Annotated in this window: 11 protein-coding genes; 9 read left to right on the forward strand and 2 right to left on the reverse strand. The window is 35.7% G+C overall.

Annotated elements, in window-relative coordinates; genetic code table 11:
- Positions 1–675: 675 nt before the first annotated feature.
- The 5 genes from FN817_RS21205 to FN817_RS21225 all read left to right on the forward strand — a co-directional run bounded on the left by FN817_RS21205 (position 676) and on the right by FN817_RS21225 (position 7,035).
- A complete protein-coding gene (locus FN817_RS21205) occupies positions 676–1,842 on the forward strand; it encodes a T9SS type A sorting domain-containing protein (RefSeq protein WP_142719666.1) in 1,167 nt (388 codons plus the stop codon).
- 126 nt (positions 1,843–1,968) lie between these two features.
- The gene (locus FN817_RS21210; RefSeq protein ID WP_142719667.1) at positions 1,969–4,620 is read left to right on the forward strand and encodes a 4-alpha-glucanotransferase; all 2,652 of its coding nucleotides are present in this window, start codon (positions 1,969–1,971) and stop codon (positions 4,618–4,620) included.
- Between the two features lie 139 nt (positions 4,621–4,759).
- Positions 4,760–5,761, forward strand: coding sequence for a hypothetical protein (locus FN817_RS21215; RefSeq protein WP_142719668.1), 1,002 nt, complete (start codon positions 4,760–4,762; stop codon positions 5,759–5,761).
- Positions 5,762–5,948: 187 nt separating this feature from the next.
- A complete protein-coding gene (locus tag FN817_RS21220; protein ID WP_047420317.1) occupies positions 5,949–6,398 on the forward strand; it encodes a hypothetical protein in 450 nt (149 codons plus the stop codon).
- Positions 6,399–6,525: 127 nt separating this feature from the next.
- On the forward strand, positions 6,526–7,035 hold the full coding sequence (locus FN817_RS21225; RefSeq protein WP_047374012.1) for a ferritin: 510 nt from the start codon (positions 6,526–6,528) through the stop codon (positions 7,033–7,035).
- 100 nt (positions 7,036–7,135) lie between these two features.
- Here FN817_RS21225 and FN817_RS21230 read toward each other — a convergent pair whose 3' ends face one another.
- Complete coding sequence (locus tag FN817_RS21230; protein WP_142719669.1) at positions 7,136–10,276, reverse strand: UvrD-helicase domain-containing protein; 3,141 nt, start codon at positions 10,274–10,276, stop codon at positions 7,136–7,138.
- A 182-nt stretch (positions 10,277–10,458) separates the two neighbouring features.
- On the opposite strand from FN817_RS21230, the gene FN817_RS21235 reads away from it, so the two are divergent.
- The 4 genes from FN817_RS21235 (at position 10,459) to FN817_RS21250 (ending at position 13,650) form a co-directional block, all read left to right on the forward strand.
- Positions 10,459–11,205, forward strand: coding sequence for a hypothetical protein (locus tag FN817_RS21235; RefSeq protein WP_142719670.1), 747 nt, complete (start codon positions 10,459–10,461; stop codon positions 11,203–11,205).
- Positions 11,206–12,012, forward strand: coding sequence for a carboxypeptidase-like regulatory domain-containing protein (locus tag FN817_RS21240; protein WP_142719671.1), 807 nt, complete (start codon positions 11,206–11,208; stop codon positions 12,010–12,012). It begins immediately after the preceding gene.
- 15 nt (positions 12,013–12,027) lie between these two features.
- Positions 12,028–12,831 (forward strand): carboxypeptidase-like regulatory domain-containing protein, encoded by an 804-nt coding sequence (locus FN817_RS21245; RefSeq protein ID WP_228451628.1) that lies wholly within the window; start codon positions 12,028–12,030, stop codon positions 12,829–12,831.
- 84 nt (positions 12,832–12,915) lie between these two features.
- A complete protein-coding gene (locus FN817_RS21250; RefSeq protein WP_142719672.1) occupies positions 12,916–13,650 on the forward strand; it encodes an SIMPL domain-containing protein in 735 nt (244 codons plus the stop codon).
- A gap of 242 nt (positions 13,651–13,892) precedes the next feature.
- On the opposite strand, the gene FN817_RS21255 is transcribed toward FN817_RS21250, so the two are convergent.
- Positions 13,893–14,405, reverse strand: a complete 513-nt coding sequence (locus tag FN817_RS21255; protein WP_142719673.1) for a GNAT family N-acetyltransferase — start codon at positions 14,403–14,405, stop codon at positions 13,893–13,895.
- Positions 14,406–14,407: the final 2 nt, after the last annotated feature.

Below are 14,407 nucleotides of genomic sequence, written 5' to 3' on the forward strand. Positions count from 1 at the left end.
TCATCGTTCTATTGTCATCAGTATCAGAGATTATACATCATTGATCCCTCATCATTTATTATTTATTACTTATCACTTATCATTGATAACACATCTTTGTCACTCCGCAGGAGTCTAAACAACCCGGGATTGTATTGTATCATTTTCCTCAACGAATGTCTTACCAAATAATAAATTTTGGCTAAAGCCGGACAAAGACAATATTTGAGTAAACGGCTTCCTTCGACTACGCTCAGGATGACGGCCCGCTCCTATTGAATAGGATAAAACTATTATTTATAATCTGAACCTCAGAAAAACGTAACGCGAATCCCGAATCCCGCAACTCATCATTCATAATTAATCGTTCATCATTCGTCTTACCTAGCCCCGATAGGAATGGTTACCCCGCAGCTTGCGTGGGAGAGTTGTGGGTTTGAGGGTAGGAAAGCGCTGGCGCGAGGAGTATGAATGGATAGCGGGAGAATGCTCCTGAAATATATGGAGGATTAATCAATTTATATAGCTCGAACTACAATAAAACTGATTATGCAGGGTGAGGAAATAACTGATATAACTATACATTCATTAATTTATCATCAACTTTATTCAAATACCCGGGATTTTTGTTTTTTTAACTTGAAAATTGTGTAACTTAGTAATATCAAAATGATTACGAATCTAAAAATATATAGCATGAAAAAACATTTATTCCCTCTATTTTTATTGTTATTCGGTGTGAATGCACAAGCACAGCAAGATTTCTTTGCGATTGCTGGAAAACAGACTCAGAGTATCACTTTCAATGATTTCCGTACCATTGATGCGGCTAATGGAACTTCCGGAGAGAAAATTTTTACGGCCGATTCTTCAGCGAAGGTATTTTCACAGACGAGAAGAGGCATTGTAGCTGAAGATAAAAGCTCATACAGTAATTCTCAAGCCATAACGATGGCTGCACTAGCCTATGATCCTTCGAATAATAATCTGGTGTATATGCCTATGTTTTCGTCTAATATCTATGTTTTAAATCCACAGACTAAGGAGATTACATTGGTAGAAAATACAGTTGCCAGAGTATCATCATGTGATATCAATTCTCATATTACAAGAATGGCAACAGGCTATAATGGAAATGTTTACGCAGTAAATAATGCCGGAACACAGTTTTTGGAAATCAGTAAAAAAAGTGGACAATATACAGTAAATGATCTGGGGATTATTAAAGATGATCCTTCTAACGGAAGAAATTCATTCACCACTATGGAAACTGGGTTTGGCGGAGATATGATAGCTGATGCAGATAATAATTTCTATGTCTTCGCAGCTTCAGGAAATGTTTTTAAGGTTCTGACAAAAGAGTTAAAAGCAAAGTTCGTTGGTAAAATTGCCGGAATTCCGGATAATTATTCTGTTAACGGATCCGCTGTAAACGCTCAGGGTAAAGTGGTGATTGCAAGTGCAAAAGGAGCAGCCTTATATGAGGTAGATCTCTCAACTTTAGAGGCCAAACAGCTACCGGGAGAACAAGGGCTGCATATTTACGATCTGGCAAGCAAATATTTTGCGAACGATAAAGCTTCCAATATCAACGCTGTGGCAGCTAACCTGGATATTTACCCAACAAAGGTTGATGAGCATTATATTAACGTTCATACTAATAAGGATTTGAAAGGTACTATTAAACTGAATATCTTTGATATGTCAGGTAAAAATGTAATGACTCAGGCTCTGTCTGTAAAAGACACTTCACTGGATGAGAAAGTATATCTTAAAGGATTGGTGAGTGGGGCTTATATAGTAAATATTACTGATGAATCCGGAAAAGCAATTTTCAATAAGAAGATTCTCGTAACAAGATAATTACAAAATATCATTAAGAATATAAAGACCTTTTCAAATCAGTTTGAGAAGGTTTTTTAATGATTATTTGATATTCAATAAGTTTTATTTTTCGATATTATAATGTACTTTTATAAAAAAATATAGATGAAACTATACTTTAATGTAGGATATATTGTAAAGGCTGGAGAAAGTTTGCAATTGGTCATTGGTGAAGAAGGAACTGCAGTACATATCCATACTATGTTTTATGCTGAGAATGGAGTTTGGAAATGTGAAGTTGACAATTTCTCCAAATCTATTTCTTACCAATATCGGGTAGTTAATGAAAAAGGCAATGTATTAAGAGAGGAATTTGTTCCGCATCATCTTAGTTTTCCTCATAATTATAAGGAGTTTATAGTTTTTGACGAATGGAATAACAAAAATTTTCCTGAAAACTATTTAAACAATAAAATCCTTTACAATAAGCTGCATGATTTTGTTCCCGAAAAAATAACGGTTTTAAAAAAACATACCCATTTATTCCGAATAGAAGCCCCTATCTATAATCCGGATTGGAGAATTGTGCTTTTTGGAAGCACCGAATCCTTAGGAAACTGGAGTTACGAAAAAGTTATTCACCTGCATCAGACAGATTTTGGTATGTGGGAAGCTTCTGTTGAAATTCCGGAGGATGAATTGATCCAATTCAAATATTGTATTTACGATATCAAAGAAAACAGGGTCATTGATGTGGAAACCGGAGAAAACAGGTTTACGGTTGCTAATCCGTTAAGTGATGTTCTGCAGATTGTTTCCAATCATTATTTTAGATTCAAGGGATATCAGATGTATCATGATGCCGGCGTTGCTGTTCCCGTATTCTCTCTGAGAAGTGAAGATGGCTTCGGGGTAGGAGAGTTTGCGGATATTAAAAAATTAGCAGACTGGACAAAAGAGACGAATCTTGGTATTATTCAGATTCTTCCGATCAATGATACAACAGCGAATTATTCCTGGACGGATTCTTATCCTTATGCAGCAGTATCTGTTTATGCTTTGCATCCACAATATATCTCTATAGAAAAGCTTGATTATTCTTTACCGAAAGAATTAGTTGAAGTATATTTAGCTGAAAAAGAGAAGTTAAATGCTTTGGAGCTGATTGATTATGAAAAAATGATAGAAGGTAAGTGGAAATATCTTACCGCTGTTTTCTATGCGGAGAAAGATAAAATCTACAAAGACAAAAACTTCAAAAAATTCATCAAGGATAATGAATATTGGCTTGTTCCTTATTCTGCATTCTGTGTATTGAGGGACAAATATAAGACACCTAATTTTAACGAGTGGAAAACCCACAAAAAATATATTGCAGGAAAAATCTTACAGTTTTTTACAACAAAAAGTAAAGATTATGATTCCTCTATGCTTCATGCATGGGTACAGTATCAATTGCATGTACAGTTGAAGGATGCTGTTGATTATGCCCATAACCTGGGAATTTCGTTGAAGGGAGATCTTCCGATCGGAATTTACAGATATTCCGTAGAAGCCTGGACAGAGCCGGAATTATTCGGGATGGATTTTCAGGCAGGTGCACCCCCGGATCAATTTACTGAACTCGGACAAAACTGGGAATTCCCGACTTACAATTGGGAAGCCATGAAAGCAGATGATTACAGATGGTGGAAAAACAGGTTTAAAGCACTGGAACAGTATTTCGATGCAATGAGGATTGATCACATTCTTGGTTTCTTCAGAATATGGAGAATGCCTGTTTCTGCCGTACAAGGGATTTTAGGGTACTTTTATCCGGCTGTTCCTATAGTGGTGGAGGAATTTAAAGCCTGGCAGATTCCGTTTAATTTTGACAGGTATTGCAAGCCTTTTATCAATAATCAGGTTTTATGGGACTATTTTGGAAAAGATAGCGGAAAAGCTCTTGAATTTATGAACCGTAATGTAGACGGAACCTATGCATTCAAAGAAGAGTTTGATACCCAGAGAAAACTGGCTGATTTCTTTAAGAAAAAATCATACGGTCCGCTTGAAGAACAACTGATCGCTCTGTGTGCCAATGTTTTGTTTTTACCAGAAGAGAGAAACGGGAAAACAGTTTATCACCCAAGATTCAATGTATACAATACAGAGTCTTACAAACATCTTTCCGAACTGGAGCAGAAAAATATTTATGACCTGTATCACGATTATTTCTTCAGAAGACAGGATCACCTGTGGTCTGAAAAAGCAATGGAAAAGCTTCCCGTTATCCTGAATGCTACTAAAATGCTGATCTGCGGAGAAGATCTGGGAATGGTTCCTGCATGTGTACCGGTTGTAATGGACGAATTGGCTATCATCGCTTTGAAAGTACAGCGAATGCCTTCTGAAAATATTCCGTTCTATAATCCTAAGCATGCCAACTATATGAATGTAGTGACTGCATCTTCACATGACAGCTCTACCTTGAGACAGTGGTGGAAAGAAGATCCTGCCCTTACCCAAAAATATTATAACCAGCAGCTGATACAGTATGGTAAAGCCCCAGCAGACTTGAGTCCTCACCTTGCAGAGATCATCATGAAGCAGCATTTATACAACGAAGCTATGCTGGCTATTTTTCCGATTCAGGAGTTTCTGGCAACGGATGCTGCACTTACTAATAAGAACATTGATAATGAAAGAATTAATAATCCTGCGGTTTTCCCACATTATTGGCGTTACAGAATGCATATAAAGCTGGAAGATCTTAAACAGCAAAAATCTTTCAATGAAAAGATAGCTTTTTGGATAAAAGACAGTGGCAGGATGTAAATTTAACATCTGATTATCAATTGGTTAAAAATAATTTAAAAGAAGTTTGATCTTATGATTTAACTTCTTTTTTTTATTTGTATCAAAAAGATAGAATTAAGATATTCTGCTATATATTAACCAATTAACGACTATAGAGATGAAAAAAATATTTTTAGGATTAGCTTTTGGGTTGGGCGTTTTGACGGCAGCTCAGCAGTATCCGAACAATGGTTGGGGTGATGACGGTTATTATCAGAATGGAGATGGCTATTACAGCGATGAAGATGACAGAAATTATTTCCCTGACGATTATTATTACAATTATCCTCAGGACTATTATCCAAGTGATTATTATCAAAGCTATTATAACGACTACAGAGGAAGTATCATTAATATCGACTGGAACGGATTTTTCGTACAGAACAGATTAAGCCGCTGGCAGGTAGACCAGATCATGAGACTTAATAATCTGTATGCAAGTTTTACAGCGTGGGATAATTTCTACCGATATAATCCGGACAGATGGTACTATGACAGATTTTATGCACTGGAAAGAATTTTGGGACCAAGAGTATTTGTTGTTTTCCAAAATAATTATTACAGAGGTTCAAGTCCTATTGTCTATTTCCAGAATTACAGAAGATCATATTATGGACCGAGATATACTGTAATGCCAAGATATAGAAATATCAATATCAATATTTACAGAGTAGACAGATCAAGATTCCGTAGAATGGATAACCCTACTTTTGATATTGTCAGAAGAGACAACAGAGGGGGCAATGGTTTCAGAAATACGAGAACCGAAAACTCAGGTGGTTTCCGTGATAATAATGGCGGCTTTAGAAGCAGTAATGGAGGAAATAGAGGAAACTCTGACAATAACGGTGGCTTCAGAAGTAATAATGGAGGATTCAGAGGGAATTCTGACAATGGAGGAACCCGGGGAAATTCCGATAATAACGGAGGATTCAGAACTAGTAACGGAGGTGGTTTCAGAGGAAACAGTGAAATGAGAAGAGAAGCTCCCAAAAGAGAAGATAACGGCGGATTCAGAGGAAATGGAGGAGGCTCCAGACAAAGATCTGAAAGTTCTGCTCCAAGCCAGCATAACCGTGGTAATAACGGAGGCTTTAGAGGCAGCTTAGTAAAGAATTAATTTTCATATATTATATTTAAGTGGTGTGAAGGGCAGGTTTTTATAATCTGTCCTTTTTTTTGTTTGTTTACTAATTTATTTTAGTTAAAATTTAACATTATTTATGAATTTGTTAATTTAACTTATGTTTTAATTAATAATCAAAAAGGTATAATAACAAAATAACAATTAATTAAATTTTAAAAAGATGAAAAAATTAGTTTTAGCAATAGCATTTATCGGAATGGGAAGTTTTGCCATGGCGCAACAGACTACAACTCCACAGGATAGACAGGCAAGAGCCGTAGAAATGAAGCAGAAAATGGAGCAGAAACAACAGGAACGTCTTGCAGAAATGCAAAAAGACCTTAATCTGAACCAGTCTCAGGTAGCTCAGATAAAAGACCTTCAGGAGAAAAGAAATGCAGAAAGGAAAGCCGAGTTTGAGAAAAATAAAGGAGACAGACAAGCTAAGATGCAGGAGATGATGGCCAAAAGAGCACAAATGGATGCTGACATGAAGAAAATTCTAAACCCTGAACAATATGATAAATGGCAGGCTGACAGAAAAGCAAAAGCAGAAAAAATGAAGATGGCAATGAAAGAAAGAAGAATGATGAAAAAGCCGATGAATACTGGAGCTGCTGACGTAAAATAACAGCCTGTAATTTTAGTTTTTTAATGTGTTAAGGATGGATTTTTTTCCATCCTTTTTGTATTAATTTTCTTTAAAACTTTTGATTTCGGGCTTTTATTCCCTATTTTTGACTATAAATTTAATACTTATGGTTAGCGAAAAAATTGCAAAATTAATCAACGAACAAATTGCCCACGAACAATACGCCGCTCAATATTATCTTTCAATGTCTGCATGGTTTTCCGGAAAAGATCTGGATGGAATTGCCAACTATTTCAGAGTACAGAGCAAAGAAGAATTAATGCACGCAGATAAAATGTTTGATTATTTGAATGATGTAGGCGGGGAAATTATCATTGGAGAAATTCCAAAACCTCCACATGAGTTCGAAAATGCAACAGATATTTTTGAGAAAGCTTTGGCCCATGAGAAAATAGTAACTAAAAGTATTTTCAATATTGTAAAAAATGCAAACGATGAAGGAGATTTTGCAACAACGTCATTCCTGCAGTGGTTTATCAACGAGCAGGTAGAAGAGGAAGCCAGCGCTTCTCAGTACGTAACGAAAATCAAAATGGTATGTGATAATCCATCAGCACTATACCTTTTTGACCAGGAATTGTCTCAGAGAGTATTTGTTCCTGCTACGACAGCTTAAGACTTAAACTTCTTAAAATATAAAACCGCTTTTCAATAGAATAGCGGTTTTTATTTTTATCTGAAGATCTTTTAAAAAGAAAAATTGGGAATTGGAAAATTTATAAATAAATAATCTGAGTTTTAAGAACCTTTTTACCCAGACGTTCAAGGATATTTTTATAACCTTCCACCTGTGCCTCGTCCTTAGTTTTTTGTTCACCAGTTTTAAAATCAACAATGATATATCCTTCCTCACCCTTTAAAATACGGTCAGGCCTGAAGATATGACTTTCCCCGTTTTCTGAGATCATAATATCTTTCTCGTTGATCACTTCCCATTTTTCATCAAAGAATTCCGCATATGTTTTCACAATCTCCTCTAAAGTGAGCTGTATTTCATTTTTTTCCTCAAGCGTAATCTGTCCTTCCAGCGCGTAACCTTCCAGTACTTTTGAAATATCTTTTTCAGTATTGATTTTTGATAAAAGTTCATGAACAAATAACCCGATTCTTACTTTTTCATTCCGTACCTGGTAGTTTTTAGACGGTGTAGCAATCTTGATAGAAGTACTTTTTTCATTGACATTCTTGAGATCCTGAATATTCTGTGTTTTAAAAGATGAACTTTTATCTTTCGAATATTTTTTCAGCATTTCAGGATTCACTTCATACACATCAAACTCATCAGCCTGTTCCGGATTTTTTGTTTGAAGGAATTCAAGAAGCTCAAGATTATTAGAGGTCTTATTGGCTTTCTGAAGATAGAAAAACAGCTGCTCAACAGGTCTGGTGGTCGCAACATACTGCAGACATAACCTGTCAATCATGTTTTTATAAGAGTTTTTACTGTTGAAAAACAGGATTTCCTCATCATAAACTTCCAGATTTTTATTAAACTGATTGATGTTTACAGATTTTAAAGCTTCATTTTCATTTGTATCAAACCAGTTGGTAAATTCATTATCCCGGTTTTTGTTCATCATAGGAATAAAAACAATAGGGAACTCCAGCCCTTTAGACTTATGGATAGTCATGATCTGGATGGCATCAATGTTTTCCGAAGCCTGAATGGTGTAAGAAGAAGCTTCTTCATCCCAATATTTCAAAAATTCTTTCGTACTGGCACCCGCATTCTGGGTGAAGTTGAAAAGCATTTCCAGGAAGTTCAGTAAAAAGTCGGTCTCTTTTTTTTCAACAGAAAATTCGTTGATGTAATATTCTATGAAATTATACAGATTAAATCTTGGGAAATTATCCTGCTTAAGCTGCAGCGAATATTTCTGCTGAATAAACTGAAGTATTTCTTCATGGCCCTCAATATCCAGAATTTCTTTCATTTCCAAAGTGAAATCCGGCATATGAATTTTTCCCAATGTATTCAGATGATACATCATCATGATCAGGCAATGCTTATTCTTAGGATTAAGTTCCCACCGCAGAAATTCAATAACAGCCTTTAACGTATTGGAAAGTTCCAGTGTAAGACCTTTATCGGAAATTGTTTTAATATTTGTTTCCCCGCCTCGATATTGAACTTTTAAACTTCCCAGTTTTTGAGAGTAGCTGAAAATATCAAAATTTCCACGACAGAGAATCGTAATGTCAGAAAACTTAAAGCCATTATCCAGACATTCCTGGATATCTTTCCGCATTCTTTCTGAAGTATCATTGTAAAACTCTTCATTCGTAAGATTGTCGATCAGGTTCACCTTTACACGTCCGTCAAACTTTGATTTTGGACTTTGCTCAGCATCTTCCCCGAAAATATTTTTATGTTCTTCCAAAAGCCCTTCAGAATGGAAACGGTACAGCTCATTATTGAACTTCACAATATTTCTGGCACTTCTCCAGTTGTCCTTTAACACAAGAAGATCGGCTTCCTTCGGTGAAAATTCTTTTTTGTTGATAATATCCAGCATCAGTTTACTCTCTCCACCACGGAATCTGTAAATACTCTGCTTGGGATCTCCCACCAAAGTAAATGAAGTATACTCTGTAGAAACACTATGATCTCTCAGCGGAACAAAATTCTGCCACTGCAGCTCTGACGTGTCCTGGAACTCATCAAAGAAATAATGCTGAAACTGCGCTCCTACCTTTTCGTAAATAAAAGCAGAAGGTTCATTTTTAAGATTTTCATTGATCAGGATATTAAATTTAGAAAGAAGAACAAGATCATTTTCCTCTTCAATTTTTTGAAGTTCATCCTGAATATCCTTATTTACCTTTAAAGGAAGAAGAGCAGACAAAACTTTCTCTTTCTTCTGGGTCTCGATGTACAGAAGAATAAGTTTCATTCTGTGATCAAGAAGTTGGTCAAGAATTTCGAAGATCTCAGATTCTTTATGCTTTGATTTTGAAGAGGCTCCCTTTCTGTAATTGTTGATAACAGACTCTTCCTGAGTGGTGGGAAAAGGAAACCCGGGTCTTTTCTGCTGGTAAAAATCTATAACCTTTGTAAAGAAACCTCCGATTCCGTTTTTACCCTGAGCAAAATCTTCAATATCAATATTTCTGGATTTGAATAATTCAATAGAGCTGGCAGCAAGTTCTGCAGACTGTTTCTTATTGAGAACAATTTCTTTACGAAGTGTATTCTTGATCTTCTCATAATTGGCATCGTCAAAACTTTTGTTGCTTTTCAGATGCTCATAGTGAATATCCTTTACAAATTCTTTTGCCGAATCATAAAGGTTTTTATTAAGATTAATTCTTTCATTATTTTCAAGACTATAATCTACATAATCCATGAAAGAATTGGAGATCGTTTCATTTTCCCCGATCTGGTCCAGCATTTTATCAACTGCTTCTATCAAAAAGGGTTCAGCTTCAATTTCAAGATTAAAATTTTTAGCCAGTCCCAGTTCATAAGAAAAGCTTCTTACCAGCCTTGAATTAAAACGGTCAATAGTTCCGATATTCAATGTGGAATAATTGTGGAGAACATAATCCAATAATTTCTTAGAACGGTCATGAAGTTCATCAATCGTAATTTTTAACCCCTGTTCTTCAAAAGCTTTCTGGATATTTTTAAGATCCGTATTCTCAGCATAATCTTTAGCGGAGAAATTTCCCAGCCAGGATAAAATTCTTTCCTTCATCTCATTGGCTGCCTTATTGGTGAAAGTCAGAGCGAGAATATTCCTGATCGATTGTTGTTGATTAGGATAGCGGAGACAGATCATCAACAGCCTTTGTACCAGGGCATAGGTTTTCCCTGATCCGGCAGAAGCATTGATGACTGTGTAAGAATTTTGCATTGTAAAAAGAGAATTGAGACTGCAAGTTAGCTAAAATTTAAAAGAAACTTTAACAATTTAATCAGGCTATTTAACAGTTTAGAAGGCAAAAATCAAAAAGAAATATTAAAACGCGTTAACTGTGGTTAAACTTATGGTATACATTAAAAATAATTTTAGCTTTGCTCTATAAAAAACAGCCAGTGAAACTCAAACTATTCTTTTTTTTCTCCTTTATTTTTTTTGTCCATACCCATGCCCAAAGTTATATATTCGGAAAAATTACTTCTGAAAATGGTGCTGAAATGGAAGATGTGAATGTAATCAATATCCGGACTGATGAAATTGTACTTTCAAACAGAGACGGCCATTTTATGATTTCCGGAAGACAAGGGGATGAATTACGTTTTATAAAAGCCGGATATGAAAGGCTCATGAGGAAAGTTTCTCAGGAAAATATACAGTCTCCTATGAATATAACCCTTGTTCGCCAAACCATTCAGATTCCTGAAGTGGAAGTAAAGCAAGGCCTTACCGGAAACCTGAAAATAGATTCAAAGCTCTACAACAAGCCTAAAAAGGTTGAAAAGCTGCTCAAAGATATGGACCAATATATGGCTAAGAAATCTGACCCAAGAATATTGGCGGCAAAACCCGGAGAGTTTGTACAGCCTAAAGGGCAGGGGTTCTTTATAGGAAAAGTGAAAGACAAATGGGATGATGTAGATTTGATGAAATACATCAGGGCAAGTTTAGGCGATGATTATTTTACCAATCTTAAGATCGAAAAGCCTCTGATAGACCATTTTATTTACTATGTTTTCGCAGGTGGTTTTGAAAGAAAAAAAATACTGAAATACGGATTCTGTAGTGATACGGATCTGAACAGGTTCCAACGTTTTGTTCTGACAAGAATTTCATCCTACCGCGCTCCACAAACTAAAAGATAGATGGAGATGAGATATACCGGAAGATTTTTATTTCTTGTGCTTTTTTGTATCGCTTCGGGATTGTGGGCACAGCAAAAGATATCTGGAAAAGTGATCACAGGGAATGAACTGGACTTAACTCCAGTACTCGTTGTTAATATTTCACAAGGTAAAAGCATGTTAAGTGATATGTCCGGGAAATTTGAGATTGAAGCAAAAGAAAATGATGAGATCAGATTTGTTAAAGAAGGATATTACCGTGTTGATAAGAAGATTACCAGTGAAGAAATGAATTCTCCATTGAATATTATTCTCAAAAGAATGGAAATCCAGATTCCTGAAGTGAAAATTACCTATAAGCCTACAGGAAATTTAGCGAAAGATAATCAGCATTTGAATGAATCAAGAAAGCTTCAGTCATTAAAATCAGATATGGAGGATTATATGAGAAGCCCGCTTAATCAGCCTTTGCCTACCAATGCTATTTCTAAAACTTTTACCGGACACGATTTTAATGCAGGGCAGGTCAATCTGTTTGGCGTCTTTAATGCTGTAAAGAAATTAGCTAAGCCTAAGGTTACCAAAGCGAATTATAACGAAACTCAGGATTTCCTTAAAAAAGTAAAAACCCAAGTTAATTTGAATTTCCTGAAAAAATACGGAATGGATGAGGAGCAGATAGATACCTTTCTCCTCTATGCAGAAAAGACACGCTCACTGGCCAAGAGATACAGGAAGGATTTTCAAATAAGTGTTGTAGAATACGAGCTTAAAATAGCATTCGGGGAATACAGTAAAATGAATAAATTAGAAGGAACTAAAGAATAATAAAAGTTGGGGTATATGACTGAAAATATTGAAACATCTGGGCAGAGAAAATTTCTTCTTTTCCTTATGCTTCTGTGCAGTACTTTTATTTTTTCTCAGCAGACGGTAACAGGACGGATAGTAGATGATAGTGGGGAAAACTTAAGTAAAGTGATCGTTATCAATATGTCTTCTGACAAAAAAGTATATTCTGATTCAGAGGGTGTGTTTTCTATAGAAGCCAATCCTAATGATGAACTTCGGTTTGTAAAAGAAGATTTCAACAGAACGTCCAGAAGAGTTCTTACTAATGGTATTAATTCTCCGTTGTTTATTACTCTTTATCAGATTCCAAAAGATGTAGGGGAAGTAAAAATCGTAAAAAAACTTACAGGAGATCTGGAAACAGATTCAAGGATTGTAGCAAAAGTAGATAAAGGCGAACAGGTGAGAGATGCGGTAGGCCTTCCGCAGCCTGTGGGAAAAATGAGAGAAAAGCCGGCCGAAGTGAAAAGTGTTCTTTTGCCGATACTCTTGGGAAATCTGAATGTTCAGGGAGTGTATGATCTGATAAGCGGTAAAGCCAGAAGACAGAAAAGACAATATAGATATGATGATCTTCAGGAACATGTGGCCTGGATTCGGGACAGGATTGAGGATGATTACTTTGTAAAAGCCGGAATTCCTGCCGACAGAATTTCAGAATTCATACAGTTTTCATTTTTAGCGAAGCCTCAGGTACGAACTTATGTGAAAGCAAAAAATCTTTCAGGTGTAATGTTGAGATTAGAAGAAACAGCACCTCTTTTTATACAAAGATTGAAAGAGAATCAAAAGTAGTTCAAATGTTAAAAAAGTCTTAAAATATTGGAATGGTAATTGATACAGTTTTCAATGTAACAACAACCCAAATTCACAAATTTTATGAATAAAAACATTTTTGCAGTAGCTATAGCCGCGCTGGGTTTCATAATCGGGCTCGGATTTTTAGGAAATGCCATTAAAAACAGAAACAAATCTGAAAATACAATTTCCGTAACAGGTCTCGGCACAAAACAGTTTACGTCGGATCTGATCACCTGGTCCGGAAGTTTTTCCAAAAATAATGCTGATCTGAAATTGGCTTATGATGAGCTGGCGACAGACAGAAAAGTCATCAATGACTATCTGCTTTCAAAAGGGATACAGCAGAAGGAGATCGTATTTTCTTCCGTGGATATTCAAAAACAGTTCAGAAGTTATAATGATGCTAACGGAAACTATGTACAGGGCGAATTCTCCGGTTATAATCTTACCCAAAAAGTTTCTATAGAAAGTAAAGAAGTTGGCAAAATAGAAAATCTTTCCAGAAATATTACAGAAATTATCAATCGTGGAATTGAATTCACCTCTTCTTCACCAGCTTATTTTTATACCAAACTGGCTACCGTAAAGCAGGAAATGATTGCCAGTGCAACAAAAGATGCCAAAGAACGGGCTGAAAAAATTGCTGAAAACTCGGGGAGCAGCTTGGGAAACCTAAAGAAAGCAACAATGGGAGTGATCCAGATTACAGCACCCAATTCTAATGAAGATTATTCTTATGGTGGAACGTTCAATACTTCATCCAAAGAAAAAGAAGCAAGTATCACAATAAAACTGGAGTATGAAGTAAACTAAAAGTTGTCCAAACTTTACGAAACCATAAAAGTCACAAAAGCATTCATTTTAAAACACTTTAGTAAGTTTAAAATGATGCCTCAGAAGAGCTCACAGAAGATGAAAATCAAAGTTTTTCACAAAACTTAGGTGTACTTATTAAGCATAAAGCTTAGCTCTAAAAGACTTAAGTGTTTAAAACTTTTGTTCCTTTTGTGGTTAAAAAAATAAACGCCGGAATAGTGTTTCCGGCGTTTTATATTTTAATGATAAACAATATCGTAAATTTCCTTTTTCGCTTCCTCCACATTTTCAGGAGTATAATTGGCAAGCAGCCATAAGTTCAAAGACTTTTTCCCCTCACCATAGCTCGGCTGAATATGAGTGTCATCAATCAGACTGAAATTATTTCTCTGATAAAAAGAATAACGTCTTGCAGCATCTTCACTCAAATCTGCAGGTTCAATTTCTAAAATAACACCCGGATAGTTTTCTGAGATATGATTGATGATATGAGAACCTAGTTTCTTACTTCTGAATGCTTCAAATACTTCAAAATGCTCTACAAAAACAAAGTTGCTAAGCTCCCACAAGATGAGGTAGCCAATAGCCTCCGATTCATGAATAACAGACATAAACTTTACATGCGGATTAGAAAATAAGCCTGTAAATTGTTCTTTATCTCGTTGCTCATCTACAGGAAAAGTAGTGGTGTAAGAAGTATAGATTTCCTGAACTCTATGATCTTCAGCAGCTGTGATCGGTAAAAATTCCATAA

The organism is Chryseobacterium rhizoplanae, assembly GCF_900182655.1.
Taxonomy (GTDB): Bacteria; Bacteroidota; Bacteroidia; order Flavobacteriales; family Weeksellaceae; genus Chryseobacterium; species Chryseobacterium rhizoplanae.